Source organism: Halorubrum sp. SS7, assembly GCF_005435055.1.
Classification (GTDB): Archaea; Halobacteriota; Halobacteria; order Halobacteriales; family Haloferacaceae; genus Halorubrum; species Halorubrum salinarum.
The window spans coordinates 66,421-92,662 of the sequence record NZ_SGXV01000005.1 but is presented as its reverse complement, the minus strand read 5'-3'; the positions used below and the strand labels follow the sequence as shown (position 1 = coordinate 92,662).

The 26,242-nt window shown below is 72.7% G+C and carries 27 protein-coding genes and 1 tRNA gene; 14 read left to right on the top strand and 14 right to left on the bottom strand.

All coding sequences use genetic code 11. The features are described from left to right. Window positions 1-36: 36 nt before the first annotated feature. The 4 genes from EXE44_RS07590 to EXE44_RS07575 all read right to left on the bottom strand — a co-directional run bounded on the left by EXE44_RS07590 (window position 37) and on the right by EXE44_RS07575 (window position 4,530). Entirely contained in the window at window positions 37-1,044 is a 1,008-nt protein-coding gene (locus EXE44_RS07590) for a carbohydrate kinase family protein (RefSeq protein WP_137716633.1), read from the bottom strand. 4 nt (window positions 1,045-1,048) lie between these two features. Continuing rightward, complete coding sequence (locus tag EXE44_RS07585) at window positions 1,049-2,314, bottom strand: DHH family phosphoesterase (RefSeq protein WP_137716632.1); 1,266 nt, start codon at window positions 2,312-2,314, stop codon at window positions 1,049-1,051. A 77-nt stretch (window positions 2,315-2,391) separates the two neighbouring features. Continuing rightward, window positions 2,392-2,856, bottom strand: coding sequence for a universal stress protein (locus tag EXE44_RS07580; RefSeq protein ID WP_137716631.1), 465 nt, complete (start codon window positions 2,854-2,856; stop codon window positions 2,392-2,394). 69 nt (window positions 2,857-2,925) lie between these two features. Then, window positions 2,926-4,530 (bottom strand): heme-binding protein, encoded by a 1,605-nt coding sequence (locus EXE44_RS07575; protein ID WP_137716630.1) that lies wholly within the window; start codon window positions 4,528-4,530, stop codon window positions 2,926-2,928. A gap of 568 nt (window positions 4,531-5,098) precedes the next feature. Between EXE44_RS07575 and EXE44_RS07570 the strand changes: the two genes are divergently transcribed. Continuing rightward, window positions 5,099-5,695, top strand: a complete 597-nt coding sequence (locus EXE44_RS07570; RefSeq protein ID WP_137716629.1) for a PadR family transcriptional regulator — start codon at window positions 5,099-5,101, stop codon at window positions 5,693-5,695. 48 nt (window positions 5,696-5,743) lie between these two features. On the opposite strand, the gene EXE44_RS07565 is transcribed toward EXE44_RS07570, so the two are convergent. Beyond that, window positions 5,744-6,547 (bottom strand): SDR family oxidoreductase, encoded by an 804-nt coding sequence (locus EXE44_RS07565; RefSeq protein ID WP_199241193.1) that lies wholly within the window; start codon window positions 6,545-6,547, stop codon window positions 5,744-5,746. A 142-nt stretch (window positions 6,548-6,689) separates the two neighbouring features. On the opposite strand from EXE44_RS07565, the gene EXE44_RS07560 reads away from it, so the two are divergent. From EXE44_RS07560 to EXE44_RS07545, 4 genes are all read left to right on the top strand, one after another. Further along, a complete protein-coding gene (locus EXE44_RS07560; protein WP_053770698.1) occupies window positions 6,690-6,899 on the top strand; it encodes a hypothetical protein in 210 nt (69 codons plus the stop codon). Between the two features lie 231 nt (window positions 6,900-7,130). After that, window positions 7,131-8,150, top strand: a complete 1,020-nt coding sequence (locus EXE44_RS07555; protein WP_137716628.1) for an ABC transporter substrate-binding protein — start codon at window positions 7,131-7,133, stop codon at window positions 8,148-8,150. Then, window positions 8,150-8,953 (top strand): ABC transporter permease, encoded by an 804-nt coding sequence (locus EXE44_RS07550; protein ID WP_137716627.1) that lies wholly within the window; start codon window positions 8,150-8,152, stop codon window positions 8,951-8,953. Before EXE44_RS07555 ends, EXE44_RS07550 begins: the two co-directional genes overlap by 1 nt. Further along, complete coding sequence (locus tag EXE44_RS07545; protein WP_137716626.1) at window positions 8,941-9,768, top strand: ABC transporter ATP-binding protein; 828 nt, start codon at window positions 8,941-8,943, stop codon at window positions 9,766-9,768. Before EXE44_RS07550 ends, EXE44_RS07545 begins: the two co-directional genes overlap by 13 nt. A gap of 32 nt (window positions 9,769-9,800) precedes the next feature. Here the strand turns inward: EXE44_RS07545 and EXE44_RS20705 are convergent, their stop codons facing one another. Further along, window positions 9,801-9,971, bottom strand: a complete 171-nt coding sequence (locus EXE44_RS20705) for a hypothetical protein (RefSeq protein ID WP_199241191.1) — start codon at window positions 9,969-9,971, stop codon at window positions 9,801-9,803. Between the two features lie 72 nt (window positions 9,972-10,043). Beyond that, window positions 10,044-10,268: a hypothetical protein gene (locus EXE44_RS07540; RefSeq protein WP_121562869.1), complete on the bottom strand. Its 225-nt coding sequence runs from the start codon at window positions 10,266-10,268 to the stop codon at window positions 10,044-10,046. 158 nt (window positions 10,269-10,426) lie between these two features. Here EXE44_RS07540 and EXE44_RS07535 point away from each other — a divergent pair, with 158 nt between their 5' ends. Both EXE44_RS07535 and EXE44_RS07530 read left to right on the top strand, forming a co-directional pair. Continuing rightward, a complete protein-coding gene (locus EXE44_RS07535; protein WP_137716625.1) occupies window positions 10,427-11,581 on the top strand; it encodes a BMP family protein in 1,155 nt (384 codons plus the stop codon). Continuing rightward, a complete protein-coding gene (locus tag EXE44_RS07530; RefSeq protein WP_137716624.1) occupies window positions 11,578-14,028 on the top strand; it encodes a methyl-accepting chemotaxis protein in 2,451 nt (816 codons plus the stop codon). The genes EXE44_RS07535 and EXE44_RS07530 overlap by 4 nt, the downstream gene beginning before the upstream one ends. On the opposite strand, the gene deoC is transcribed toward EXE44_RS07530, so the two are convergent. Further along, window positions 14,025-14,690: a deoxyribose-phosphate aldolase gene (gene deoC / locus EXE44_RS07525; RefSeq protein WP_137716623.1), complete on the bottom strand. Its 666-nt coding sequence runs from the start codon at window positions 14,688-14,690 to the stop codon at window positions 14,025-14,027. The genes EXE44_RS07530 and deoC overlap by 4 nt on opposite strands. 184 nt (window positions 14,691-14,874) lie before the next feature. Beyond that, complete coding sequence (locus EXE44_RS07520) at window positions 14,875-15,237, bottom strand: Hsp20/alpha crystallin family protein (RefSeq protein WP_121562969.1); 363 nt, start codon at window positions 15,235-15,237, stop codon at window positions 14,875-14,877. Between the two features lie 223 nt (window positions 15,238-15,460). On the opposite strand from EXE44_RS07520, the gene EXE44_RS07515 reads away from it, so the two are divergent. Further along, a complete protein-coding gene (locus EXE44_RS07515) occupies window positions 15,461-16,801 on the top strand; it encodes an aminotransferase class III-fold pyridoxal phosphate-dependent enzyme (protein ID WP_137716622.1) in 1,341 nt (446 codons plus the stop codon). Between the two features lie 27 nt (window positions 16,802-16,828). Here EXE44_RS07515 and EXE44_RS07510 read toward each other — a convergent pair whose 3' ends face one another. After that, entirely contained in the window at window positions 16,829-17,485 is a 657-nt protein-coding gene (locus EXE44_RS07510) for a non-canonical purine NTP pyrophosphatase (protein WP_137716621.1), read from the bottom strand. Between the two features lie 101 nt (window positions 17,486-17,586). On the opposite strand from EXE44_RS07510, the gene EXE44_RS07505 reads away from it, so the two are divergent. After that, complete coding sequence (locus EXE44_RS07505; RefSeq protein WP_137716620.1) at window positions 17,587-17,994, top strand: SHOCT domain-containing protein; 408 nt, start codon at window positions 17,587-17,589, stop codon at window positions 17,992-17,994. Between the two features lie 13 nt (window positions 17,995-18,007). Here EXE44_RS07505 and EXE44_RS07500 read toward each other — a convergent pair whose 3' ends face one another. Further along, window positions 18,008-19,108, bottom strand: a complete 1,101-nt coding sequence (locus EXE44_RS07500; protein ID WP_137716619.1) for a zinc-dependent metalloprotease — start codon at window positions 19,106-19,108, stop codon at window positions 18,008-18,010. Between the two features lie 99 nt (window positions 19,109-19,207). On the opposite strand from EXE44_RS07500, the gene EXE44_RS07495 reads away from it, so the two are divergent. Beyond that, entirely contained in the window at window positions 19,208-20,284 is a 1,077-nt protein-coding gene (locus tag EXE44_RS07495) for a M28 family peptidase (RefSeq protein WP_121562861.1), read from the top strand. 94 nt (window positions 20,285-20,378) lie between these two features. Continuing rightward, a tRNA-Glu gene (locus tag EXE44_RS07490) sits at window positions 20,379-20,453 on the top strand. A 140-nt stretch (window positions 20,454-20,593) separates the two neighbouring features. Here EXE44_RS07490 and EXE44_RS07485 read toward each other — a convergent pair. Next, window positions 20,594-21,205 carry a hypothetical protein gene (locus EXE44_RS07485; RefSeq protein ID WP_137716618.1) on the bottom strand — a complete coding sequence of 204 codons (612 nt, stop codon included), beginning with the start codon at window positions 21,203-21,205 and terminating at the stop codon, window positions 20,594-20,596. A gap of 129 nt (window positions 21,206-21,334) precedes the next feature. Beyond that, window positions 21,335-22,810: a carotenoid oxygenase family protein gene (locus tag EXE44_RS07480; RefSeq protein ID WP_137716617.1), complete on the bottom strand. Its 1,476-nt coding sequence runs from the start codon at window positions 22,808-22,810 to the stop codon at window positions 21,335-21,337. Between the two features lie 181 nt (window positions 22,811-22,991). On the opposite strand from EXE44_RS07480, the gene EXE44_RS07475 reads away from it, so the two are divergent. After that, window positions 22,992-23,456, top strand: coding sequence for a DUF302 domain-containing protein (locus tag EXE44_RS07475; RefSeq protein WP_137716616.1), 465 nt, complete (start codon window positions 22,992-22,994; stop codon window positions 23,454-23,456). Window positions 23,457-23,484: 28 nt separating this feature from the next. On the opposite strand, the gene EXE44_RS07470 is transcribed toward EXE44_RS07475, so the two are convergent. Beyond that, a complete protein-coding gene (locus EXE44_RS07470; protein ID WP_121562857.1) occupies window positions 23,485-23,715 on the bottom strand; it encodes a hypothetical protein in 231 nt (76 codons plus the stop codon). 92 nt (window positions 23,716-23,807) lie between these two features. On the opposite strand from EXE44_RS07470, the gene EXE44_RS07465 reads away from it, so the two are divergent. Further along, entirely contained in the window at window positions 23,808-25,712 is a 1,905-nt protein-coding gene (locus tag EXE44_RS07465; protein ID WP_137716615.1) for a helicase C-terminal domain-containing protein, read from the top strand. 330 nt (window positions 25,713-26,042) lie between these two features. Then, window positions 26,043-26,234: a UPF0175 family protein gene (locus EXE44_RS07460; RefSeq protein ID WP_121562855.1), complete on the top strand. Its 192-nt coding sequence runs from the start codon at window positions 26,043-26,045 to the stop codon at window positions 26,232-26,234. Window positions 26,235-26,242 lie beyond the last annotated feature (8 nt).

Sequence of the window (26,242 nt, the reverse complement as noted above, 5' to 3'; positions counted from 1 at the left end):
CGGTCCGTCCTTTCTCGACCCGCTCCCCTTCTCCCGTCACTCCCGCTCCGCGAGGAACGCCGCCACCTCATCGCGCGACGGGATCGACCCCATCCCGCCGACCGACCGCACCGAGAGCGCGGCGGTCGCGTTGCCGAACGCGAGCGCGTCGCGGGGGTCGTCCTCGCCGCCGATCCGTCCCCCGTTCCCGGTCGCGACCCGCGAGAGCAGCCCCGCGGTGAACGCGTCGCCCGCCCCGGTCGCGTCGACGGCGTCGACGGCGAACCCGTCGTGCCGGACGGTCGCGGCGCCCCACGGCGCCGCCCCCGAACTGACCGCGAGCGTGCCCTCGTCACCGAGGGTGACGACCGCTGTGTGCGGTCCGAAGCCGAGCAGGTCGCGGGCCAGCGCCGCCCCGTCGTCCGTCGAGAGCCCGGCCGCCGCCACGTCCTCGGCGCTACACAGGACCACGTCGCTCGCGGCGACCGCCTCGCGGACCGCGTTCGACGCGGCCGCTCCGCTCCCGTCCGGAACGAGGTCCGCGCGGTAGTTCACGTCGAACGAGACCGGGCAGCCGGCGTCGGTCGCCGCCGACAGCAGTTCGCGGGTCGCCGCCCGCCCGTCGGGGTGCGTCAGCGCCGCGCCGCCGAGGTGGACCCACGGCGGGTCACCGGCCTCGCCGGTCGCCTCCGCCGTCAGCGCCTCGCTCGGCACGGCGTCCGGGTCGAACCCGAACGTCGCGTCTCGCGAGCCGTAGAAGTCGAACCGCGGGCCGTCCGTACCGGGCGGGGCGACCACCGCGAGCGTCGTCTTCCCGTCGACGCGCTCGACGTGCGTCTCCGGGATCCCCTCGGCAGCGAGCGTTTCGGCGAGGAACTCGCCGAACGCGTCGTCGCCGAGGCGCGTCCAGAACGCGGGCGGCGAGCCGAGCCGTGCGAGCCCGACCGCGACGTTGGCCGGCGCGCCGCCGGGCCGGTGGGCGTAGCCGTCGACCTCGCGCAGCGTTTCCCCCTCGCCGGGCACGAAGTCGACGAGCGTCTCGCCGGCCACGAGGACCTCGGCCATCGGCCTACTCGGCCGCTGCGGCCTCGTCGGCGTCGCTCCCGTCGGCCGCGACCTCCTCGGCGACCGCCTCGAACGCCGCGAGGATGACGCGCTTACACGCCTGTCCCTCGGTGCTCCAGTGGTGGGCGTAGTCGAGCATGTCGTCGTAGATGTCGGGCTTACAGCCCGCCGCCTGCGGGTGGCCGCCGCCGTTCACGCGGCCGGCGACCTCGTGCGCGTGGCGGAAGTCCTCGGAGCCGCGGATCGACGCCGACCCGGCGGGCTTGACGATCACGGCGGCGTCGGCGCCGGCCTCGCGGAGCGCCTCCGCGACCTCGTTCTGCGAGCAGCGGCCGTAGGTGACCGCGACGCGCCAGTCGCCGACCTCGTGGGTGACCGCGCGGTCGACCGCGAGGTCGATCCGGGCCTCCTTCTCGACGCGGCGCTCCTCGACGAACGACCGCACCGTCTCGGGGAGGTCGACGCCGTAGGCGCCGATCACGGCCGCGTACTCCTCGGCGCCGGCCCAGTAGGAGTAGTCGGCGAGGTCGTCGGACCGAGAGTCCTCCTTGATCCAGAGGTCGTGGTCGCGCGTGACCGCGGCCAGCTCGGTCCAGCGGTCGTCGAACGCGTGGTCGAGCGAGCGGAGCGTCACGTCGGCGGTGCACTCCTCGTCGGAGTCGCCGACGACGAGGTCGACGCCCGCGTCGCGCACCGCGGCCGCGGTCGCGTCGTCCCACTGGTGGTGGTCGAACCAGTGGATCGTGTCGGTCGACTCCGCGAGCGCCTCCAGCGGCTCCGCGATCCACTCGTAGTCGTCGGGACAGAGGTCGCAGACGAACAGGTCGATCCCGGGGTCGGCGTACGCCTCGACCCGTTCGAGCGCGGTGTCGATCGAGTACGGCCCGGCGGAGAGCAGCCCGACCGGCGACTCGGCGTGGGCGTCGGCGAGGGGGTCGTCGTCCGCCGTCTCGTCGCCGTCCGCATCTTCGTCGCCCGCGTCCGCGTCGTCGTTCTCGTCGCCTCCCGCTTCCAGCCGCGCCGCGATGGCGTCCTCGAAGGGCGCCACGTCGAGCGCGGCGTCGTACGCCTCGCGGACCATCGCGGCGCAGGCGAGGCCGTCGGCGTCGCCGTCGGCGATCACGACCGCCTCGCTGCCCTCGATAGTCTCCCGCGCTCGGCGCTCGGCGCGCTCGTCGTCCAGCGAGTCCGGGTAAAAGAACCCCTTCCCTGGGAGCTTCGTGTACCGCGATCGGGGGGCGTCCCCCGCGTCGATGAGGTCGTCGTCCATACCGTCGAGGCGGGCGGCAGCCGGAAAACTCCGCCGCTCTCGCGTCGGCCGCGGCGTCGGGCCGCTTTTGCGCCCCCTCAGACGGTCGTCCGGCGCGGGTCCTCCTCGGTCAACTGGCGGACCGTCAACACGGGGATCGGACAGGTCCGGACGACGCGCTCGGCGACGGAGCCGATGAGGAAGCGGTTCTCGCCGTGGCGCCCCCGGGTGCCCATCGCGACGAGGTCGGCGTCGACCGAGCGGGCGTACGCGTCTATCTCCGAGGCCGGGCGGCCCTCCCGGACCTCGATGGTGACGCCGAGGTCGCCGTCGCGGTCGCGCGCCGCCGCCGAGACGCGGTCGAGCGCGTCGCGCCCCTGGTCGTCGAGCGCGTCGCGGAGGTCCTCGCGGACTGTGTCCGGCGACGACTCCACCTCGCCGGCGTCGACGACGTACACCGCGTGGACATCGGCGTCGAACCGCGCCGCCACGTCGACCGCGACCGAGACGGCCCGCCGGACGCTGTCGGAGCCGTCGGTCGCGACCACGATGGTGTCGAACATGGACCCTCGTTCGCCGCAACGGCACCTAAAACCCGGCGGTCGGAGCGGGGAGTCCGGGGCGGGGTCGGCCTACGCCAGGAACACGTGCCGCGGGCGGTCGGCGAGCACGTCGCGGCCCCACTGGACGGTCTCGGAGAACTCGTCGGAGCGGAAGAAGGCCATCGCGTCCTCCTTCGCGTTCCACTGGCTGGCGATGAACATGTCGTTCTCGTCTTCCGTGTTCACCATCAGGTCGGTCTCGACGTGGCCGTCCATCTCCGCCAGCAGCTCGCCCACGTCGTCGAACGTCTCGACGAACTCCGTCTGGTAGTCGGGCTTGACGGTGTAGAACATCCCCATCGTCCCGAAGCCGGACTCCTCGCCGGCGCGGGCGACGATGTCGGGCAGCTCCGAGAGGAAGCCCGCCGCCGTCTCGGCGGCCGACGCCGTGTCCCAGATGGAGACGACCGCGGCGCGGTCGGTGTGGCGCCCCTCGTACACCGCGGTCTTGACGTGGGTGCCGTAGTGGTCGAAGTTGCCGCGGAGCCCCTCGACCTCGTCGAACAGCTCCCCGGTGTCGGCCTCGCTGTACAGCACGGTGGCGTACACGTCCTCGCCGTGGGGCTTCCCGGCGTAGATGTCGAGGTCGGCGAGCTCGCCGCGGATGTCCTCGTCCGCGCCCCCGTCGTCGCTGCCGTCCTCGCCGTGCGGGTGGTCGCCCTCGCCGCCGTCTCCGTCGCCGTGGGGGTGGTCGCCGTGCGCGGAGCCGCCGCCCGTGCCCGAGCGGTCGTGGCCCTCGCCGCCGCCGTGCGCGTCGTCGCCGCGATGGCCGCTCTCGCCGTGATGGCCGCCCTCGTCGCCGTGGCCGCCTCCGCCGTGGGGGTGGCCGGCGCTGTCGCGCTCGGGGACGCGGCCGGTCGGGACCGGCTCGCCGGCGAGGAAGGCGTCGAGGTCGGTCGGCGGGAACCGCCGGCCGACGTAGAAGTCGCCGAACTCGCCGTACCGCGAGGAGGCGGGGTCGAACCGCATCTCGTAGACGATGTCCTTGATGTCGGTCGGGTCCGCGCCGAACAGCGTGACGCCCCACTCGTGGTCGTCGAAGCCGACGGAGGAGGCGATCACCTGCTTGATCTTGCCGGCGTACTCCTTGCCGACCTCGCCGTGGCCCGCCATCAGCTCGGCGCGCTCCTCGAACTCGAGGTCGTACCAGTTGTGCTCCTCGCCGCGGCGCTTGCTCATCGGGTAGAAGCTGACGTACTCCTCGTCCGGGATGTCGGGCTTCAGCTTCCCCTCGATGTACCGGCGGAGCCCCTCGTCGACGGCGTCGGCGCCCTCCTCGAAGTAGTCGTCGGAGACGTACCCCGACACCTCGGTGACGGAGACGTAGGAGGTCTCGCGCTCGGTGAACTTCGCGAGCGCGGTGTCCTCGAAGCGGCGCTCGATCGCGGAGAGGTCGTCGAGGGACGGCCGGAAGTGCAAGAAGAGGAGGTCGGCCTTGTGTCCCAGCACGGAGAACAGCGCCGACTCGCCGTCGTCGGCGTCGGCGACCAGTTCGCGGTGTTTCAGGAAGGCCTCGCCCTCTTCGATCGCCCGCTCTCGCTCGGACTCGGGCGCCTCACGCCAGGCGTCCCAGTCGATCGAGCGGAAGTCGTGTAGCGAGAACCACCCTTCGGCGGTCTGTGGAGCCTCGACCATACGCCGGGTTGGTGCCCCGCGACTTAGGGGTTTGCGGGTCGTCCCGAGACGTAGTAATCGGCCGGACCGTCGCCGGTCGCGCCGGTGCGGAAAGCGGCACAAACGGTTTCGAAGTCCCAGCCGCTCGGGTGTACCCGAGTGCCTCCGCTAACGGGGACTCCGTTACCGAGACCGCCGAAGCCCCAGCCGGGAGGCGGGCGCACGCTCGTTGCGCGCCTCGGTCGCTCACTGCGTTCGCTCCCTGCGGTGTCGCCGGCGGCTTCGCCGCCGGCTTTCCGTGGCGCGTAGCGCCACGCTACTTACTTCGCCTGCGCCCGCCTCCCGGCTGCCCCTTCGAGCCCCGCCCTACACCTCACGCCTCCCCAGCCTCGCCGCTCGCTTCGCTCGCGGCGTCCCTCGCGCGCGCTCCTCGGCCGCAAAGCGGCCTCGGAGGCACGCGCCGCCGCACGTGGCTGTTCGGTCGGGCTCCGGAGCCGTCGAAGTGCCCGAACCCCCCGGATCGTCGCGGCTCGCGTCAGCAGTCACCGTGACCGAAACCCTTTCGACGCGACCCCGAAATGTCCGGACGATGCGGAAAAGCGGCCCGCCGAAAGGACTGATCTCGTACCTCGTGTTGGAGCTGCTCGACGAGCGCCCGCGGTACGGGTACGAGCTGCTCGGCGAGATAACGGAGATCAGCGGCGGGCACTGGGAGCCCTCCTACGGCTCCGTCTACCCGATCCTCTACAAGTTCGAGGAGGAGGGCGTCGCCGAGCGCGTCGAGCGCGCCGACGAGCCCGACCGGAAGTACTTCGCGCTCACCGACGCGGGCCGGGAGGAGCTGGCCGAGAAGCGCCGCGCGATCGGCGGCGAGGCGAAGGACTTCGGCGACGTCGTCCTCGGCTTCTACCACCTGTACGCCGCGCTCGCCACCGACGGCCGGTTCGAGGTCGACGACGCGGACGCCGACTGGGCGTTCTCGGAGCGGTACAGCGCCTGGATCGTCGAGCAGATGATCCGCCACCACGAGCGCGACTTCGGCGAGTTCGAGCGGATCGACGCCTCGCCCGAGGAGTTCTACGCCCGGGAGGACGGCGCCGCGGCGGACGCGGCCGATCCGGATTCCTCCGAGACGGAGCCCGCGGACGACGCCGAGGAGCCCTCCTCCGGCGCCGCCGACGACTGAGCGCGGGGCTCCGTCCGCGCCGGCGCCCCTGCCCCGCGGCGCCGCGACTCACCGGTTGAGCAGCCGCCACAGGAGCCCGCCGGGGAGCCCGGCGCGGACGAGCCGGTCGTACAGCCGGTTGGGCAGGACGCGCGCGATCCGCGGCAGCCACCGCGCCCGGCGGCTCACCCGGTAGCGCGTCTCCGGTCGCTCCGCGGTCGCCGCGGTCACCACGCGCTCGACGACCGTCTCGACGTCGGTGGCGGCCGGGGAGTACCCCTCGAACTCCCGGTAGGCGTCGGCGTACGACCCCTCGCCGCCCGCGCCGGCGACCGCCGCGGCGGCCCGCTCGTTGAACCCCGTCGGCACCGGCCCCGGCTCGACCAGCGCGACGTCGACCCCGAGCGGCTCGACCTCGCGGCGGAGCGCGTCGACGTACCCGTCGAGCCCGGCCTTCGCGGCGCTGTACGCGCCGTGGTACGGCAGCGCCACGGAGCCGACCATCGAGCCGACGACCACGACGCGCCCGCCGCGCTCGCGGAGCGTCGGGAGCGCCGCGGACGCGGTCACGTGGACCGCGGTCAGGTTCGTGTCCACCTGCCGGCGGAACGCCTTGGCCGAGGTGTCCTCGACCGACGCGATCTCGTAGCCGCCGACGCAGGAGACGACGGCGTCGAGCGGGCGGTCCGCGAGCAGGCCGCGAACCGCCGCCTCGTCGCGGAGGTCGACGACGGCGGTCTCGACCGCGTCGGGCAGCGCCGCGAGGCCGTCCGCGTCGCGGTCGACGCCGAGGACGTCGTGGCCGGCGGCCGCGAGCGAGCGCGCGACGCCCCCGCCGATCCCGCCCGCGGCCCCCGTCACGAGAACGTGCATGCCGGAGGGTCGCGGCGGGGCCAGTAGACGGTGGCGGTTCGCGTCGCCGGAGGCGGACTCGACGGCGCGGGCGGCGCCGCCGGTCTCGGTCTCCCGGTCGACGCCCGAAGGCATATATCCGACACGGGCGATGGTCGGCGTAATGTCCACCGACGAGCCGTCCGTCCCGATCGTGTGCGACGAGTGCGAGACGGAGACCCGCGTGCCGCTCGACGACCTCGCGGACGCGCTCGACAAGCACAACGCCCAGAAGCACGGCGGCGAGTCCGTCGCGGAGGTCGACCCCGCGATCAAGGACCGCCTCGCCGACCTCGTCGCCGAGGACTTGGGGCTGTTCGACGAGGAGGCGTGAGCGAGCGCCCGCGAACCCGCGTCCGCGAGCGCTCGCGGGTAGCGCCCGACACCGACGGGGGCGTGTGGAAGCAATAATTGCGTCATTCGGTGACGGGTTGAAATACCGGATAAGGTGATTACAGGCTTTTCAGCCCCTCTAACGTCGAATTATGTGATTATGTCCGTCATCGGAATCCGCCGCAGTTGCTGGTGACGCGAGGGTGTTGCCCGCCCGGCGGCTTGGAATGGTATGTACGACTCAGATCTGACAGCGTCGCGGCGGTCGTTCCTCGCGGCGGCGGGCGGAACCGCGACGGTCGGCCTCGCGGGCTGTATGGGCGGCGGCGGACTCGACGAACTGACGGTGGCGCACATGCCGATCTACCCCGACCTCCAGTGGTACGTGATGGAGGGTGAGGGGTACTTCTCCGAGGTCGACGCCGAGATCACCGGCCAGGAGTTCGGCAACGGTCCCGCGATCGTCCAGGCGCTCGGGGGCGGCGACATCGACATCGCCATGTTCGGGATCGTCCCCGCGATGATCGCGATCGACCGGGGCATCTCGGCGCAGGTGACCGCCGCGAACATCCGCGAGCCGATGGGGATCATGGCGGAGGAGTCGTTCCACGAGACGTTCGAACAGCAGGGCGCCGACGCGTTCGCGGCGTGGGCGGACGAGCGGGGCGAGCCGTTCACCTTCGGCACGTTCCCGCAGGGGAGCGTCCCGGACGTGCTGCTCCGCTACTGGCTCCGCGACGTGGGCGTCGACCCCGCCGCGAACGACAGCGTCGAGATCATCGAGATCAACGGCGCAAGCTCCGTCTGGCAGGCGATCGCGAACGACGAGATCGACGGCACCTCGATCATGGAGCCCGTGCCGACCATCGCGCAGGCCGAGGGCTCCTCGGTGACGATGCTCCGCACGGCCGCCGAGGTCCTCCCCGGCCAGCCCGCCGCGGTCACGCTGATGAGCGACGCGGTCCGGGACTCGCCGCTCGCGGCGCAGTTCCTCGAACAGCACGTCCGCGCGACCGAGTTCATCGACGCGAACCCCGACGCGACGGCCGAGCACGTCGAGGAGGGGATCGGGATGCCGGTCGACCGCGCGCGGAAGGCGCTCGACTCGCCGCTGTCGAACTTCATCACCGACCCCAACGAGATCACCGAGGCGACGCAGGTGTTCTCCGAGTTCGCGGCCGACAACGGCCAGATCGAAGCGCAGCTGTCGACCGACGAGATATTCGACCTGGAGGTGTACGGCTCGCTCTGATGGCGACCGAAACCGCATCGGCCGCCGGCGAGGGGGACGCGCTCGCCGGCGTCGCGTTCGGCGACGGCCGGCGACTGCTCCGCGGGGTCGTCGGCGTCGCCGGCTTCCTCGTCGTCTGGCACGCCGTCTCGCTCACGCAGGATCCGTTCGTCCTCCCCTCGCCGGTCGCGGTCGCGGGCGCGTTCGCGAGCGAGCTCGCCGCGGGCGACATGACGACGGCGCTCTACCAGAGCGTCCGACACTGGATCCCCGGCACGGTCGCCGGGACCGGGCTCGGCGTCGCCGCCGGCGTCGCGTTCGGCTGGAGCCGCCTGCTCGACGACCTGACGGCGCCGCTCGTGCGGACGCTGCGGCCCGTGCCGCCGCTCGCGCTGATCGGCTTCGCGATCGCGTGGTTCGGGATCAACGACTGGGGCGCCGCCTTCATCATCGCGGTCGGCGCGTTCTGGATCAACTTCTACGCGGCGTACGGCGCGGTCGAGGGCGTGAGCGAGGACCTCCTCGACGTGGGCCGGACGCTCGGCGTCCGCGGCGACCTCGACGCGGTCCGGTCGATCGTGTTGCCGGCGTCGCTGCCGGGGATCATGACCGGGATCCGGACCGGACTGGGCCGGTGCTGGATGCTCGTCGTCGCCTCGGAGATATTCGGCGTCCCCGGGGTCGGCCGCGAGATCATCCGCGCCAGCAACAACCTCCGCGTCGACCGGGCGATCGCGTACATCCTCGTGTTGAGCCTGATGTACCTGCTCGTCGACGTGGCGTTCCGCGCGGTCGAACGGAGGGCGTTGGCGTGGCGGGCGTGAACGGTGACGGGGCGGCCGACGCCGCCGAGCGCAACGGGCGAGACCCCCCAGCGCCGAGCGAGGCGAGCGTCGCGCTCGACGGCGTCGGCAAGACGTACCCCGGCGACGGCGACGGCGGCTCGGTGCGCGCGCTCGACGACGTGTCCTTCTCGGTCGCGGACGGGGAGTTCGTCTGTCTGGTCGGGCCGTCGGGCTGCGGGAAGACGACCCTGTTCCGGATCGCGGCCGGGCTCACCGAGGCGACCGACGGCCGCGTCCTCCTCGACGGCACCGAGGTCACGGGCCCGACGACGGACATGGGCGTCGTGTTCCAGGAGTACCACCTGTTCCCGTGGCTCACCGTCGCGGAGAACGTCGGCTTCGGCCTCGAACGGAGCGACCGCTCGCCCGCCGAGCGCGAGGCGCGCGTCGACGAGATGCTCGACCTCGTCGGGCTGACGGAGTTCCGCGACGCCTACCCGAAGTCGCTGTCGGGCGGGATGAAACAGCGCGTCGCCATCGCCCGCTCGCTCGCGGTCGACCCGGACCTCCTCCTGATGGACGAGCCGTTCGGCGCTGTCGACGCCCAGACCCGCGAGATGCTCCAGCGCGAGCTGCTCGACGTGTGGGAATCGACCGGCAAGACGATCCTCTTCGTCACGCACGACGTGGCGGAGGCGGTGACGCTCGCGGACCGCATCGTCGTGATGGCCGCCGACCCGGGGCGCGTCCGCGAGATCGTCGACGTGGACATCGAGCGCCCGCGCGACCGCGGCGACGCCGAATTCGCGGAGCGCGTGGGGCGCGTGCGAGAGCTGATCGGGGCCGGGCCGTAGCCGCCCCGACGCCGGTCCCCGCTCGTCGGCGCCTACGCGCCGTCCCCGTCTCCCTCGACGGTCGCCGCCAGCTCGTCGACGTGGGTCCGCAGCGTCGCCAGCGTCGCGTCCGCGTCGGCGTACCCCTGATCGTAGTCGTCGAGCGCGGCCGCCGCTCGGTCGAGAAAGCGTTCCACCGCCTCGTCGGTCGGCTCGTCGGACATGCGCGTCGCTCCGCCCGCGAGCGGTTTATGTCTCTCGGCGCCGCGGTCGCCGCCGCGCCGGGCGCTCGCTCGTCACCGGCGCCGGAGCGCGTGCGTCGTGTACCCGACCGCGACGACGAGGACCGCCGAGAGCAGCGTGCCGAAGACGGCCGGCGACGCGGTGACGTACTCGCCGAACGGGTCGGTCAGCGCGAACACCGCCACGATGAGCGCGACCGAGATGGCGATGCCGACCGCGCCGAACGCCTTGAACGCCGCGTCGAGGTCGAAGCCCTGCGATCGCCGTTGGTGACTCATACCCCGTCGTACGCGCTCCCGGCATAAATCCGCCAGCGGGATTCTCAGGTCCGGGGAACGGCGACGGCTCCGGTCGTGCGACAACCTACCAATATTGACTATTGCCGTTGATAATTTGCGCGGAGGCGTTTTAGACCCCTCTCGTCGATGTCGGCGTGATGACTGACACGAGAGGCATCACGCACTCGCGCCGGCGGTTCGCGGCCGCCCTGGGGACGGGCGTCGCGGGCGCCGTCGCCGGGTGTCTGGGAACCGATCCGACCGGAACGGCGTCGATCGACGACGGGGACGACGCGGCGGCCGACGCCGGCGACGACGCGCCGGCCGTCTCGGCCGACGCGAGCGCGACGATCGGCATGGTGTACGCGCTCGGCGGCCTCGACGACCGCTCGTTCAACGACGCGGCCAACCGGGGGATCCAGCGCGCGCGCCTCGACCACGACGTGGCGTTCACCAACCAGGAGCCGAGCTCGATGGCCGACTTCGAGACGACGCAGGCGGCGCTGTCGGCGTCCGAACGGCCGGACTACGACCTGATCTGCTGTATCGGGTTCCTCCAGGCGGACGCGCTCTCGACGGTCGCGGGCGAGCACCCCGACCAGCAGTACGCGCTCGTCGACTCCGTCGTCGACCGCGACAACGTCGCGAACTACGTGTTCCGCGAGCACGAGGGGTCGTTCCAGGCCGGGCACCTCGCCGGGCTGGTGACGGGCCGCGACCTCTCCGTCGGGGCCGGCGGGACCGTCGACGGCGAGCGGACGGTCGGCTTCGTCGGCGGCGTCGAGTCCCCGCTGATCGCGAAGTTCGAGGCCGGCTACCTCGCCGGCGTCGCGCACGCCGACGGCGACGCGTCCGTGCTGCGGACGTACGTGGGCGCCTTCGACGACCCCGAGGCCGGCTACGACGCCGCCGCGGAGATGTACGAGCAGGGCGCGGACGTGGTGTACCACGCGGCGGGCGGCAGCGGCCTCGGCGTCTTCCAGGCCGCACAGGAGTACGGCCGGTACGCGATCGGCGTCGACTCCGACCAGTCGCGGAGCAACCCGCGGTACGCGGACGTGATCTTAGGGTCGATGGTGAAACGGGTCGGGACCGCGGTGTACGACGCCGCCGAGCGAACGATCGACGACTCGCTCCGGACGGGGTCGACGACCGCGCTCGGGCTCGCGGAGGACGGCGTCGCGCTCGTGTACGGCACCACGCTCGGACCGGTGATCCCCGACGACGTGCGCGCGGCCATCGCCGACTCCGGCGAGCGGATCGTCGCCGGCGAGCTGTCGGTCCCCACCGATCCGGAGGCGGTCGACCGATGAGCGCCGGACCGCTCGAACGGCTGGCGAGCGCCGTCGGTCGCGTCCTCCCCGACGCGGTCCGCCGGCGGTACGCCGCCAAGTTCGCGCTCGCGTTCCTCGTCGTCGCCGCGGTCGTCGCGGCCGGCGGGGCGTTCACGTACCTCCAGACCGGGGAAGCGGTGGAGACCGACGCCACGACCCAACTGGCGGAGACCAGCGGGCTCCAGGCGGACGCGATCGGCTCGTGGACCGAGCGGATGACCACCCAGACCCGGTCGATGTCCGCGGCCGACGAGCTCCGGTCCGACCGCCGCGCGGCGGCGTACGTCCTGTTGAAAGACCAGCTGCTCTCCGAGGACATCGTCAGCATCCACCTCGTCGACGCGGCGCAGGACCGCGTCGTCGCCAGCACGGAGCGGCCCCTGGAGGGGCGCGCGCCGAGCGAGCTGAACGCACCGTGGAGCGACGCGGACGTGCCCGAGGGGGTCGGCGAGAACGACCGCGTCTGGCGCTCTGCCCGGTCGTACCGCTCGCCCGTGCTCAACGACCGGCCGGTGATGGCGTTCGCCAGCTCCGTGCCGCGGGCCGACGGCCGGTACCTCGTCGTGGTGACGCGGATCCAGCCGCAGCTCGAACGGATCCAGGACACAGACACCGGCGAGGAGACGACGATCCTCAACGCCGCGGGCGAGACCGTGCTGGACATCGACGGGACGGTCGACGGCGACCGCCACGCGGAGGGGATCGCGGCGGTCCGCGACGGCAACGCCACGACCGCGACGACGATCGGCGACGACGAGGTCCACGCGTACGCGGCCGTGCCCGGCACCGACTGGGTGGCGGTGACGAGCGTCGCGAAGTCGACGGCGTTCGCCGTGCGCAACGACGTTGGGAACTCGGTGCTGCTGTTGCTCCTCCTCACGCTTGCGTCGCTCGGGGCCGTCGGCGTCGTGCTGGGCGGGCGCACGGTCGTCCCGCTCGCGCGGCTCCGCGACCGCGCCGAGCGGATCGAGTCCGGCGACCTCGACGTCGACCTGTCGACCGGCCGCGTCGACGAGATCGGGCGGCTGTTCACCAGCTTCGCCGAGATGCGCGACGCGCTCCGCGAGCGGATCGCGGAGGCGGAGACCGCCGCCGACGAGGCCGAGGCGGCCCGCGAGGAGGCCGAGGCCGTCACCCGCGACATGGAGGCGCGGGCGGCCGACTACAGCGAGGTGATGGGCGCCGTCGCCGACGGCGACCTCACCCGCCGGATGGACCCCGACGCGGACCGCGAGGCGATGCGCGAGATCGCCGAGGAGTTCAACGACATGGTCGCGCAGCTGGAGCGGACGACCGCGCGCGTCGCCGCCTTCGCCGGCGAGGTCGACGACGCGAGCGCTGAGCTCGCGGCGGGCGCCGACGAGGTCGAGACCGCGAGCGGGACCGTCAGCGAGCAGATCCAGGAGATCGCGGACGGCGCGGTCCGACAGGACGAGCGGCTCGACTCGGTCAGCGACGAGATGAGCGACCTCTCGGCGAGCATCGAGGAGGTGGCGTCGTCCGCGGCGTCCGTCGCCGAGACCGCCGAGGCCGCCTCCGAGCGCGGCGAGGCGGGGCGCGAGGCCGCCGCCGAGGCGCTCGACGAGATGGACGCGATCGAGGCCCGCTCCGCGGCCGCGGTCGAGCAGATGGAGGCCCTCGACGAGCGCATGGACGAGATCGACGAGGTCGTCGAGTTCATCACGGACGTGGCCGAGCAGACGAACATCCTCGCGCTCAACGCCTCGATCGAGGCCGCCCGCGCCGGCGAGGCCGGCGAGGGCTTCGCGGTCGTCGCCGACGAGGTCAAGGAACTCGCGGAGGAGACGCAGGAGGCGGCCGCCGAGATCGAGTCGGAGATCGCTGCGGTCCGCGAGGAGACCGACGAGACCGTCGCGGACATCCGCGAGACGAACGCCCGGATCGACGAGGGGTCGGACACCGTCCGCGAGGCGTCGTCGTCGCTGGAGGCGGTCGTCGACGCGGTCGAGGAGACGAACCACGGCGTCCAGGAGATCAGCGAGGCGGCGGAGGACCAGGCGCGGTCGACCCAGCGCGCGGTCGAGGGCGTCGAGGACGTCGCCGAGGTGAGCGGCGAGGTCGCGAGCGGCTCCGAGCAGGTGTCCGCGGCCGCCGAGGAGCAGACGGCGACCGTCACCACCATCGCGGAGAACGCGGACCGGCTCCGCGACCAGGCCGCGTCGCTCTCGGAGTCGGTCTCGGCGTTCGAGGTCGACGTCGCGCCCGAGGAGATCGAGGGCGCGGAGGCGGACGGCGCCGGTACCGACGGTACGGCCGTCCGAGCGCCGGCCGAGACGGGGAGCGACTCGCCGGCCGAGACGGAGAGCGACTCGCCGGCCGAGACGGAGAGTGACTCGGCGGGCGACCCCGGTCTCGCCGCCGACGGCGACGGCCGGGACCGGCCTGCCGACGGGGACGACGCCTAGTCCGCCGACCGCGTCTCGCCGCCGGCCTCGGGGTGTCCCTCGACGATGGCGACCCCCGACGAGGCGCCGATCCGGACCGCGCCCGCGTCGAGCATCGCCGTCGCCTCCTCGTAGGAGCCGACGCCGCCGGAGGCCTTCACCGGCAGGTACTCGCTCATCAGCTCGACGTCGGCGAGCGTCGCGCCGCCGTCGGCGAAGCCGGTCGAGGTCTTCACCATGTCGGCGTCGGCGGCGACCGCGGCCTCGCAGGCGCGGCGCTTCTCGGCGTCGTCGAGGAGCGCGGTCTCGATGATCACCTTCACCGGGACCGGCACGGCCGCGACCACGTCCGCGAGCTCGTCGGCGACCGCGCCGTCGTCGCCCGCCTTCAGCCGGCCGACGTTGATCACGATGTCGACCTCGTCGGCGCCCGCCTCCCAGGCCGTGACCGCCTCGTCGCGTTTCACCTCGGGGGCGTGCTGGCCGTGCGGGAACCCGACCACGGTGGCGATCGCCTCGGGCGCGTTCTCGTAGTCGGCCGCCTCCGCGACGTAACACGGCGGGATACAGGCGTTCATCCCGTGGGCGGCGGCCTCGTCGAGGACGGTCCGGGTGTCGTCCCAGGTCGTCTCGGGGCCGAGGACGGTGTGGTCGATGCTGGCGGCGAACTCCTCGCGGTTCATGCGTCTCCCGTCGCGGCGGAGGATAAAAGACGTGCTGGGTCGCACCGGCGGCTTCGGGCGAACGGCGCTGAAAAACGCGATTCCCGACGGAAACGGGAGAAGGAACACGGACGGCCGCAGACCGGCGGTTCACCGGCCGACGCGGGCGATCCGGAGACCGGGGGGTCGCCGGCGGGGGTCCGGCTCAGCTCTCGATCTCGATCTCCGTGCCGGAGACGGCGCCCTCGACGGTCACGGGGAGCCGCACCGTCAGGATGCCGTTCCGGTACTCGGCCCGGATGCCGTCCTCGTCGATCGCCTTCGGGAAGCGGAACCGCCGGTGGTACGTCCGGCGGGTCCCGCGCCGCTCGTCCTCGTGTTCGCCGGCGACGTTGAGCACGCCGTCGTTCCACGAGGCGGTGATCTCGGCTGGGTCGAACCCAGGTAGTTCGACCGAGAGGACGAACTCGCCGTCCTCCTCGTACAGTTCGTAGTCGTTGCTACCGGATTCGAACAGTCGGCTCGGGAAGTCGAGTCCTTGCGTCCACGTGTTCGCCGGTTCGAGCATGGGCATTGCTGACCACCTCGAACTCAACTAGTAATAGGGTAGCGATTCTATAAAAACTCAACGGATCTTGGGAGTAATTAACAACCACCTCCGGGCGGCGGACCGCCCCGGCGAACGGGCTCGTTCCCGGACGGTCGGTAAGGTGTGACGCGTTCGGTTGGATATTTCTCCAACGTTCTCGCGATCGCCCCGGATTTATTTCGTCCGCGTGCCACCCCGACGCATGGATCGCGACACCGCCACGCCCGCCGTCTCGGACCTCCCCGGCGAGCGCGCTCGCGAGTGGGTCGACTACCACCACGAGTCGGCAGCGCCGAGCACCTACGTCTACGAGTTCGTCTGGGACCGTACCGCCCCCGCCGAGGGCCCGTTCTGTACCGACGTCGACGGCAACGTCCTCATGGACTTCACCAGCCACGTCGCCGCCGCGCCGCTCGGCTACAACAACCCGCTGATCATGGACCGGCTCGCGGAGTTCGACCTCGTGGACCCCCTGAAGATCGCCGGCCAGGACTTCTACGCCGCCGGCGGTCCCGCGCCCGGGGACGGGATCCCCGGCTCGTCGGGTCTCATGGACCGGCTCACCGACCTGACGAGCCACTACGACATGGACACCGTCTTCCTCTCGAACTCCGGCGCGGAGGCGGTCGAGAACGCCATCAAGATCGCCTACGACGCCTCCGACGGCGCGAAGTACGCGATCACCTTCGACGGGGCGTTCCACGGCCGGACGCTCGGCGCGCTCTCACTCAACCGCTCGAAGTCGGTGTACCGCCGCGACTTCCCGGAGGTCAGCGGCGTCACGGAGGTCCCGTTCTGCGAGGACCGGACCTGCTCGCCCGAGACCTGCTCGTGCGGCTTCTTCGCCGACGGCGTCTCCCGGCTCCGGCGGAAGCTCGACCCGAAGCGGGGGAACGTCCACCCGGACGACGTGGCGTACCTGATCATGGAGCCGATCCAGGGCGAGGGCGGCTACCGGTTCCCCTCCGAGGCGTTCACCGACGAGATCGCCGCGCTCGCCGACGAGCACGACATCACGGTGATCGCCGACGAGATCCAGACCGGCGTCGGGCGCACCGGCGAGATGTGGGGCTCCGACCACTACGCGTACGACCCGGACGTGATCGCGAGCGCGAAGGGCCTCCGCGTGGGCGCGACCGTCTCGCGGAGCGACGTGTTCCCCGAGGAGACCGGCCGGCTCTCCTCGACGTGGGGCGCCGGCGACGTGATCGCCGCCGCGCAGGGCGCGCTCACCCTCGACGCCATCGAGGAGGCCGACCTCATGGACAACGCCGTCGCCCGCGGCCGGCAGTTCACGGAGACGATGTGCGACGCCGCCCTCGACCCCGTCGAGGACGTGCGCGGGAAGGGGCTGCTGCTCGCCGTCGAGTTCGACACGAAGGAGCGGCGGGACGCGGTCGTCGACGAGGCGTTCGCTCGCGGCCTCCTCACGCTCGCGTGCGGCCACAAGGTCCTCCGGATCCTTCCGCCGCTCGACGTCACCGAACGCGAGATCGACCTCGGCGCCGACCTCCTCACGGACGCGATCGCGGCCGCGACCTGAGGGTCAGATCGCCACGGAACGGCCGCCCTACCGGTCCGCGTACCACTCCGCGAACTTCTCTAAGGCCCGGCCGCGGTGCGACACCGCGTTCTTCCGGTCGGTGTCCATCTCCGCGAACGTCTCGCCGTCGTGTTCGAAGATCGGGTCGTAGCCGAAGCCCCCGTCGCCCCGCGGCGCGACGATCCGGCCCGGCACGTACCCCTCGAACAGCTTGACCGGGAGCGGGTCCGCCCCGCCCGCGTCGCCGCCGCTCCCGCCGCCCTCGCCCCCTTCGTCCGGCCCGGCCGCGGCGGCCGCGTCGCGGTCGCCCCGGTCGACCGGGTCGGGGCTCGCGGCGAACCCCTCGCCGTCGCAGTAGCCGAGGACGCAGCGGAAGGCGGCGCGGCGGTCGTCGAGGTCGGCGGCGATGTCGTGGACGCGCTCGATCCCGAGCGTCTCCTCGACGTACGAGGAGTACGGGCCCGGGAAGCCGTCGAGGCCCTCGACGAACAGCCCCGCGTCGTCGACGAGGACCGGCGCGTCGGCGTGGCGGTACGCCTCGCGCGCGCCCCGCGCCGCGATGGGGCCGAGCTCGTCGGCCTGGACCTCCGCGTAGTCGAAGTCGAGCCGCTCCACCGAGCCGTCCGGGAGGTACCGCTCCGCCTCGCGCACCTTCCCCGGGTTCGTCGTCACGTACCTGAGCACGGATCGCCGTGGGCGCGCCCGCGACGAATAGGCGTCGGTCGCGGGCGGTCGCCTCGGCCGACGGCAGTACGCTTTTGTCGGGCCGACGACAGCACTCGCGTATGGCCCTCCCCACGTTCGAGAAGAAGCGGCTCATCGGGCTCATCGCGATCCTCTCGTTCGGGCTCACGTCGCTTTTGGCCGTCCTCCTCCCGACCGCGCTGGGGCCGCTGATCCCGGCGACGTTCATCACCGGCTTCTTCATCCTCATCCCGCTGGTGCTGGTGCTGGGCGAGGACTTCCCGCTCGTCGCGGCCGACGAGCCCGACGCGCCGGCCGCGAGCGACGCGACGGCCGAGCGGCCGGTGGCCGCGCTGCGCGACCGCTACGCGAGCGGCGAGATCGACGAGGCGGAGTTCGAGCGCCGGCTCGACCGGCTGCTCGCGACCGAGGACCTCGACGAGCGGCTCGACCGGGTCGAGCCCGACCGCGGCGACCGGCACCGGGAGCGCGACGCCGAACTGGAGTGAGTCGACGCGCGGCTCAGGGGTCGACGCGGACGAGCCACGCCTCGGGGTCGTCGATCTCCGCCCCGGTCGGCAGGTTCTCGGCGCGCTCCCACACCGCGCCCGCGGCCTCGATGCCGCGCTCGTCGGCGACGTGCCGGAAGAAGGCGGCGCCGCGCTCGTACTGCCGGCGCTTGAGCCCCAGCCCGAGCAGGCGCTGCGCGAGCCGCCGCACGGGCCCGCCGCCGCCGCGGCGCTCGTCGAGCTTCCGCCGGAGGTCCGCGTACTCGCCGTCGAACGCGCGGTCCATCAGCACCTCGGCGTACCCCTCGACCGCGGTCATCGCGGCCTGGAGCTCCGCGAACGCGTCTGGGTCGAGCCCGCGACCGGCCGTCCCCTCGACGCCGCCCGCGCCGCCGACCATGCCCTCCACCCCGCGCTCGACGCGCGATTCGAGGTACTCCGGGAGCCACGGCGCCGCGCCGAACTCGGCGGCGTGGGTCACCTCGTGGAACGCGATCCAGCGGCGGAACCGGGGGTACTCAACGTCGAGCGCGCTCGCGACCGCGACGATGTTCGGATGGACGAAGTAGAGCCCGTGGTCGGCGTCCGGCTCGTCGGCGAGCAGGAGGGGGTCGTACTGGCCGAGGACGTTGCGCGCGAGGAACCCCAGCGCGAACGCCATCGACCCGGTGTTGGCGACCCGCGAGAGGTCCCGCGCGAACCCGGCGCCGAGCGCGGGCCCCACAGGGCCCGACGAGGCGTCGGGGAACACGTCCGGCGAGTCGGTGTCGGCGTCGCCGCCCGCGTCCGCGCCGATCCGACCGCCCGCGTCGCCCGCCGCGGCCGCCTCTATCGGGTCCATCACGCGCCGGAAGGTGTCGACGCTCGCGTCGATCCAGTGGTGGCGGTTCTGTACCTCCACGGTGTCGGGCACGTCGAACTCGATCCCGGCGACCTCGGCCAGCCGCGAGCGGGCGTCGCGCACGTCGCCGGCGTACCCCGCGCGCTCCGCGTCGGAGAGCGCGACCGATCCGGGGTCGGTGGCGTCCTTCGCGGCCGCCGCGGCCCGGTCCCAATCGACGACGCCCGGCCCCTCGGCCTCGGCGACGGTCCGGACGCTTCGGAGGATGTCCATACGGATCGGACGGGCGGGCACCTCAAAGCGCTTGTGTCGACCGGTCCCGGCCGGATCCGACACCGACGTTTTCTTGCCGGCCGCCCCACAGCCACGGACATGGACGACGCGCGCAGAGCGTTCCTCGACGACCTCCTCGCGACGCCGAGCCCCTCGGGCTTCGAGACGGCCGCCCAGCGGGTGTGGACCGACTACGTCCGCGAGTTCGCGGACCGGGTCGAAACCGACGCCTACGGCAACGCCGTCGCCGTCCACGAGGGCGACCCCGACGCGCCGACGGTCGCGGTCACCGGCCACGCCGACGAGATCGGGTTCATCGTCCGCGACGTGCTCGACGACGGCTTCCTCCGGATCGGGCGGATCGGCGGCTCCGACCGCACCGTCTCGAAGGGCCAGCACGTCACGGTCCACGCCGACGAGCCGGTCCAGGGCGTCGTCGGGCAGACCGCGATCCACCTGCGGGACCAGGCGGACGACGAGTACGAGGACGTCGCGGGCCAGTTCGTCGACATCGGCGCCGAGGACGCCGCCGAGGCGCGCGAGCACGTCGAGGTCGGCGACCCCGTCACGTTCTCGACGGGCCGTCGCGACCTCGTCGGCGACCGGATCGCCGCCCGCGGGGTCGACAACCGCGCCGGCGCGTGGGCGGCGGCGGAGGGGCTGCGACGCGCCGCCGAGCGCGACGTCGACGCCACGGTCTACGCCGTCTCGACGGTCCAGGAGGAGGTCGGGCTCCAGGGCGCGCGGATGGTCGGCGTCGACCTCGACGCCGTCGACGCCTTCGTCGCGGTCGACGTCACCCACGCCACCGACAACCCGGACGTCGACCGCGAGCACCGCGGCCCGATCGAGCTCGGCGCCGGCCCGGTGATCGGCCGCGGCAGTGCGAACCACCCGGTCCTCGTCGACCTCGCCCGCGAGGCGGCCGCCGACGCCGGCGTCGACGTGCAGCTACAGGCGGCCGGCACCCGCACCGGCACCGACGCGGACGCGTTCTACACGGTCCGCGGCGGCACCCCGGCGCTCAACGTCTCGATCCCGAACCGGTACATGCACACGCCGGTCGAGGTGATCGACACGGGGGACCTCGACGAGGTCGCCGACCTCCTCGCCGCGATCGGAGCCGCGGCGGGCGATCACGCGGCCGGACCGGAGCCGTTCGCCGTCGACGTCTGAGCGCGCCCCGGCACGACAAACCGGGGCACGGCGGGGTCGAAACGGAACTGTTTTACAATCTCATTTCCTACCGTTGATTGCGACGAACGGACGCGCTCTGGTGGTGTAGTCCGGCCAATCATCTTGCCCTCTCACGGCAAGGACCTGGGTTCAAATCCCAGCCGGAGCATCCCGATTCTCGCGGCAGTTTTCCTCTGAGGCCCGGCCTCGGTCGTCCGGGCGAGGCGCCCGCCTCAGAGCCGGCTGATCCGTCCCTCATGGGACGTTCGCGCGTCTCTGGCGTAATAGTTCTACTTCGGCGACAGGTCGTCAGCGGTCGCCGACCGCCGCCGCCAGCGCCGCGCTCGCGTCCTCGTGGACGCTCGACCCGTGGCCCACGAGCACCCGGTCGGGGTCCGCGTCGGCGAGCCAGCTCGGCGGGTCGTCGATCGCTGGATGGACGCCGAGCGCGGCGTCCCCGTCGGTGAACGCCGGCAGGGTGCCGAGCGTCTCGGGGACGAGCAGCGTCCCGGCCGCCGCGTCCCACAGCGCGGCCTCCTCCCAGTCATCGCGGCGGATCAGGTCGCGGACCGCGTAGCCCGTCCCGTCGAGCGCCGGCCCGAGCGGCGCCGCCTCGCCGTCGAGCTTCTCGCGCGTAAGCGACGCCCACTCCGGCGCGGCAACGGGAACGTCGTGCCGTCGCGCGACCGCCTCGGCGTCCCGGGTGTGGCGGTCTTGGACGACCGCGACCCCGACCACGTCGCCTAGTTCGCGCAGGCGGTCGTCGAGTCCGTCGGCGTCGACCGGATCGACGACCCAGACCCCGTCATCCGTCGCCAGCGCGTGGCTCGCCCGGCGAGCCTCCTCCTCGGGACGCGCGATCCAGCCGAACCCGCCGTCCCACTCGGTCACCGCGTCGCCCGCGGCCTCGTCGTCGGTCATAGCCGAACCGACGGCCGCCAGCCGCAAAGGTCTGTGGCCGACCCCCACGCCCGGCCGGTGCGTCGACCGCCGACCGCCGGCGCTCGACCCCCGCCGGACGGTCGGGTGCGTCGATCGAGGCGGCGGCCGTCACTCCGCCGCGGCCGCCCGGAGCTCCGGGAAGTACCGGCCGTGGAAGTCGAACGGCGCCGCGTGCGGCAGCGTCGCCCGGGCGCGCTCGGCGAGCGTCTCGCCGTCGAGGACGAACAGCCGCGACCGGTCGGCGTCGACGTCGAGCGCGACCGTCAGCACGACCCCGTCGTCCTCGCCGTCGCCGTCCGGCGCCGGGACGAACACCGGCTCGCCGAAGTAGTCGGCCCCGTCGCCGAAGGTCCGGGTCGCGCCCGTCTCCGCGTCGAGCTTCACGACCCGCCGCGCCCACTCGGTGACCGGCGCGTCCATACCCATCGCGTACACGTAGCGGTGTTCGCGACACCAGCGCGCCGGCGACGCGGTCGGGAGCGCGGTGCCCTCGTCGGACAGGCGCTCGCGGGAGACCGTCGCCTCCGCGGCGCCGTAGCGGTCCGTCCCGACCGCGCCGCCGAGGTCGACCGCGAACCGGTCGACCCGCCCCGCGATCGCGCCCATCTCGCCGGCGCGGACGGTCTCCAGGTACAGCGAGTCGATCGCCGTCGCGTCCGGGACGGTCTCAAAGTCGAACACGACCTCGCTCCCGCCCGCCCGCTCGAAGGCGTTCACGTGGTGGAAGCCGAACAGCGGCTCGGTCACCGGCTCCGCGACGACCGCGCCGGTCGTCCGGTCGACGACGGCGATCCGAGTGCCGCGGTCCGGCTCCCACTCGAACTGCTCGATGAACGGCGCCTGTCGCCCAGGCCTGAGGAACCGCCGCGGGTCGAGCCGGAGCGGGAACTCCGTCACCACGACGTACCGCGGCGTGAGCGCGAAGCTGTGTATGTACGCCGGCTTCTCGGTCGGCACGGTCGCCACGTGCCGGCGGTCCCCGCTCGGCGTCCAGGCGGTGACGTGGTACCGGCTCGTCCGCCCGAACTCGGTGTCGAGGGTGACCAGCGCCCCGGTCGCCGGGTCCCGCTTGAAGTGGGCACAGGAGAGCTGGCCGCTCGGCGCGTCGCCCTCGCGGTCGACCGGTCCGGTCGTCGCCAGCGTGTTCGGGTCGAAGCCGACGCCGCGCGGGGACTCGGTCAGCGCGACGTAGCGGTCGCCGACCCGCTCGGCGACTATGTTCGCGTTGTCGTACGGCGCCGTCAGGAACCCCGCCAGCCGCGATCGGAGGGTGGTCTCGCCCGTGGCGAACCCGCCGTCGAACTCCCCCGACCGCGCCGCCTCGTACGCGTCGGTCCGGAGGAACCGGTTCCGGTAGTGGACCGCGTCACCGCCCCCGCTCGCCCGGCCGCCCGGGTCGAAGGTGAAGCGGTAGAGCATCGCGAGCCCGTCGAACCAGTGGTCGACGGCGCTCCCGTCGGGGAACGAGAACGCGCCGGGACCGTTCCGGATCAGGCTCCCCCGGAGCCAGTCCGGCAGGTCGCCGGTCACGGGGAGCGAGGCGGCCGTCTCCTCGCGGAGCGAGTGGAAGCCCGAGTGCGCCATACGGGGGCACGGGACGCGCCGGGCTAAGGTCTGACGGGGGCGTCGACCGCGACGGGTCGCCGGGCCGCGCGCTCGCGCCCCGACCGTCTCCGCCGCGCCGGACCGACCCTGCCCGTCGGAGGTAGCGGCAGGTGTTGAGACGGCGAAACCCGTTTAGCCGGGTGGGGTGTGAGAGGCTCGCATGAGCGACGCCGCACCCCCCGCGCCGACCGCCGACGAGGCGCTCCACACGACCGTCGACCTCCCCTTCGACGACGCGGTGCCGTTCGTCCAGCTCGAACACGAGCTCGCGGACTTCGAGACGGTGCGCGTCACGCGGCTCGACGAGATGATCGAGGGGATGCTCGGCCGCGACGACGTCGAGCGGACGGCGCTGATCGTCGTCTGTCACCCCGAGATCGCGTACGACGCGCTGCGGATCGACCCGACGCTCGCCGGCATGCTCCCGTGTACCACCGTCGTCTACGAGTGCGCCGGCGACGACCGGGTCCACGTCCACCACGTGTCGGCGACGAAGGCGATCCGCGACCTCGGCTGCGCGTCGGCCGCCGGGGTCGACGAGGACGCCGTCGAAGACCTCGTGGCGAAGACCGGCGAGCTGATGGCCGTCGTCTGGGAGAACATCGAGACGCACGGGCGGGAGTGAGCGCCGCGCTCGACGCGAGCGCGCCGCTTCAGCGGTTCAGCCGCCAGCGGATCACCGCGGCGGCGACGAGGACCGTCCCGAACGTGACGAGCCCGGAGATCAGCGCGCCGCGCGCGCTCGTCGCGCCGGTCGCGAACGCGCTCGCCGAGGCGGAGCCGCCGACCACCGCCGCCCCGCCCGCCAGTCCGCCGAACCCGATACAACAGAGGCTCAGCAGGCCGACGGCGGACAGCGACCCGAGGATCCCGTCGTCGCTCATCGTCGCTTCTCCCTTTCGCCCCGGGCTACCAATAGGTGTCGCCCCCGCGGCCCAAGCGAGGGTTTAATTCCGCCAGCGCGCGAGGGCGTCGTGTGGACCCGAGCCGGATCCCCGCAGAGTTCCCCGCGCCGAGCTTCCGCGGCGCGCAGGAGCAGGCTCTCGCCGACATCCGCGACGCGTTCGCGGCGGGCAACCGGGTCGTCTTGGTGCGCGCGCCGACCGGCAGCGGCAAGTCGCTGCTCGCCCGCGCGATCATGGGCGCGGCCGAGACGGCGGGCGAGGCGGCCCCCAGCGAGGCGACGGGGGCCTACTACACGACCCCGCAGGTGTCGCAGATCGACGACGTCGAGGCCGACGACCTGCTCGACGACCTGGCCGTGATCCGCGGCAAGTCGAACTACGACTGCGTGCTGCCCGGCGAGCACGACACGCCGGTGAACCGCGCGCCCTGCGCGCGCCAACAGGGGTTCGACTGCTCGATCCGGCACCGCTGTCCGTACTTCTCCGACCGCGCCATCGCCTCCGGCAACCGCTTCGCCGCGATGACGCTCGCGTACTTCATGCGCACCGCCGGCTCCGAGGTGTTCCGGAAGCGCGACGTGGTCGTCATCGACGAGGCGCACGGGCTCGCCGAGTGGGCCGAGATGTACGCGACCATCGAGATATCGCCCGAGCGCGTCCCGGTTTGGGACGACGTGGGCGTCCCAGACGTCGCGGCCGACGCCGGCCCAGAGGAGGACGCCGTCGACCGCACCGCGCGGTTCGTCGAGGCGCTCCGCGACGTGGCGATCCGCGCGAAAGACGAGCTGGTGGGGCGGCCCGAGCTCGACCGGGAGGAGGTCGCCCGGCGCGACCGGCTCCAGGAGCTGATAAGCGAGCTCGGCTGGTTCCTGGAGGACTACCGCGACCCGCAGTCCCCCACCTCGTGGGTCGTCGACCAGCCCGGCGGCGAGGGGTCGGCGATGGAGATCAAGCCGCTCGACCCCGCGCGGTACCTCAGACACACGGTGTGGGACCGGGGCAACCGGTTCGCGCTGCTGTCGGCGACCATCCTCTCGAAGGAGGCGTTCTGCCGCGGGGTCGGGCTCGACCCCGCCGACGTCGCGCTCGTCGACGTCGAGCACACGTTCCCGCTCGCGAACCGCCCGCTGTACGACGTGACGCAGGGGTCGATGACCTACGAGCACCGCGACGAGACGACCCCGAAGATCGCCCGCCTGATCGTCCGGCTGATGGCGGAACACCCCGACGAGAAGGGGCTGATCCACGCGCACTCGTACGACATCGCGGAGCGGATCACCGAGCGGCTCGGCGAGTTCGGCGTCGCCGCGCGCGTCAGGCGCCACGACCGGTCGAACCGCGACGCCGAGCTGGAGGCGTGGAAGGCGAGCTCCGACCCGGAGGTGTTCGTCTCCGTGAAGATGGAGGAGGCGCTGGACCTGAAGGGCGACCTCTGTCGCTGGCAGGTCGTGTGTAAGGCGCCGTACCGGAACACGAACGACTCGCGGGTCGCCCGCCGGCTGGCGGACGGGCAGTGGGCGTGGTACCACCGGACCGCGCTGCGCACCGTCATCCAGGCGTGCGGGCGGGTCGTCCGCGCCCCGGACGACCACGGCGCGACCTACCTCGCCGACGACTCCCTGCTCGACCTCTTCGAACGCGCGGCGGCGGACACGCCCGACTGGTTCCGCGATCAGGTCGACGCGATGACGACCCCCTCGCTGCCGGCGTTCGACCCCGAGGCCGCGCTGGCCGGCGTCGACGCGTCGCCGTCGAGCGGCGCGGGGGCGGGTCGCCGGAAGAGCCGCCGGACGGGCGGGTCGGCCGGCGCACCCGGCGGTCGCTCGTCTCGGGACGGCTCCGGTCAGGGGCGCGACGGCGGCGACGCGACCGGCGACGGCGGGACGAGCGATGACGACACCGTTCGGACCCGGTCCGAGCAGGACGCCGAGCGGCGGGAGAACCACCCTCTGTCGGACGTGTGGGGCGACGGCTGACGGGGACCGACGCCGCCGAGGCGCGACGGGCGATCACCGCGAGAGCGGGGACCGGCGGCGTGCGACCGCCCGTCGGTTACAGCAGCGAGACGCCGTACGCCACCATGGAGCTCACCATGAGAAACGCGAAGAACAGCGCCATGAGCTGTTGTCTGTCCATGTCGGCGTGTCGACCGCAGAGCCGTATAACTCCTGCGGGCGACGGGCGCCCGGGTGCGAGTCATATTACCACCCCCGCGCCGATCACTCGTCAATATATATCGTATAAGGTGTATCAGGCCCCTCAATGAAGTAGTAACCTTCATAATCCCTCACCCGACTACTGGGTGTATGGCCACGAACGGGCTGTCGAGTGCGCTGACGCTGTACGGTGCGCGAACCCTGACGCTGTCGCAGGCGGCCGCACAGGCAGGGCTCAGCGAGGCCGAATTCATCGATCAACTCGAACGCCGCGGCATCGAGGTAACCGAGTCCGAGCGCGCCGCGGCGCTCGGCCGCGAACAGCCCGCTCGCGCCGACTGAACGGCGCT

Coding starts and splice junctions, on each gene's coding strand:
- EXE44_RS07590 (WP_137716633.1), bottom strand. CDS start 1,044: ATGGCCGAGGTCCTCGTGGCCGGCGAGACGCTCGTCGACTTCGTGCCC.
- EXE44_RS07585 (WP_137716632.1), bottom strand. CDS start 2,314: ATGGACGACGACCTCATCGACGCGGGGGACGCCCCCCGATCGCGGTAC.
- EXE44_RS07580 (WP_137716631.1), bottom strand. CDS start 2,856: ATGTTCGACACCATCGTGGTCGCGACCGACGGCTCCGACAGCGTCCGG.
- EXE44_RS07575 (WP_137716630.1), bottom strand. CDS start 4,530: ATGGTCGAGGCTCCACAGACCGCCGAAGGGTGGTTCTCGCTACACGAC.
- EXE44_RS07570 (WP_137716629.1), top strand. CDS start 5,099: ATGCGGAAAAGCGGCCCGCCGAAAGGACTGATCTCGTACCTCGTGTTG.
- EXE44_RS07565 (WP_199241193.1), bottom strand. CDS start 6,547: ATGCACGTTCTCGTGACGGGGGCCGCGGGCGGGATCGGCGGGGGCGTC.
- EXE44_RS07560 (WP_053770698.1), top strand. CDS start 6,690: ATGTCCACCGACGAGCCGTCCGTCCCGATCGTGTGCGACGAGTGCGAG.
- EXE44_RS07555 (WP_137716628.1), top strand. CDS start 7,131: ATGTACGACTCAGATCTGACAGCGTCGCGGCGGTCGTTCCTCGCGGCG.
- EXE44_RS07550 (WP_137716627.1), top strand. CDS start 8,150: ATGGCGACCGAAACCGCATCGGCCGCCGGCGAGGGGGACGCGCTCGCC.
- EXE44_RS20705 (WP_199241191.1), bottom strand. CDS start 9,971: ATGTCCGACGAGCCGACCGACGAGGCGGTGGAACGCTTTCTCGACCGA.
- EXE44_RS07540 (WP_121562869.1), bottom strand. CDS start 10,268: ATGAGTCACCAACGGCGATCGCAGGGCTTCGACCTCGACGCGGCGTTC.
- EXE44_RS07535 (WP_137716625.1), top strand. CDS start 10,427: ATGACTGACACGAGAGGCATCACGCACTCGCGCCGGCGGTTCGCGGCC.
- EXE44_RS07530 (WP_137716624.1), top strand. CDS start 11,578: ATGAGCGCCGGACCGCTCGAACGGCTGGCGAGCGCCGTCGGTCGCGTC.
- deoC (WP_137716623.1), bottom strand. CDS start 14,690: ATGAACCGCGAGGAGTTCGCCGCCAGCATCGACCACACCGTCCTCGGC.
- EXE44_RS07520 (WP_121562969.1), bottom strand. CDS start 15,237: ATGCTCGAACCGGCGAACACGTGGACGCAAGGACTCGACTTCCCGAGC.
- EXE44_RS07515 (WP_137716622.1), top strand. CDS start 15,461: ATGGATCGCGACACCGCCACGCCCGCCGTCTCGGACCTCCCCGGCGAG.
- EXE44_RS07505 (WP_137716620.1), top strand. CDS start 17,587: ATGGCCCTCCCCACGTTCGAGAAGAAGCGGCTCATCGGGCTCATCGCG.
- EXE44_RS07500 (WP_137716619.1), bottom strand. CDS start 19,108: ATGGACATCCTCCGAAGCGTCCGGACCGTCGCCGAGGCCGAGGGGCCG.
- EXE44_RS07495 (WP_121562861.1), top strand. CDS start 19,208: ATGGACGACGCGCGCAGAGCGTTCCTCGACGACCTCCTCGCGACGCCG.
- EXE44_RS07485 (WP_137716618.1), bottom strand. CDS start 21,205: ATGACCGACGACGAGGCCGCGGGCGACGCGGTGACCGAGTGGGACGGC.
- EXE44_RS07480 (WP_137716617.1), bottom strand. CDS start 22,810: ATGGCGCACTCGGGCTTCCACTCGCTCCGCGAGGAGACGGCCGCCTCG.
- EXE44_RS07475 (WP_137716616.1), top strand. CDS start 22,992: ATGAGCGACGCCGCACCCCCCGCGCCGACCGCCGACGAGGCGCTCCAC.
- EXE44_RS07470 (WP_121562857.1), bottom strand. CDS start 23,715: ATGAGCGACGACGGGATCCTCGGGTCGCTGTCCGCCGTCGGCCTGCTG.
- EXE44_RS07460 (WP_121562855.1), top strand. CDS start 26,043: ATGGCCACGAACGGGCTGTCGAGTGCGCTGACGCTGTACGGTGCGCGA.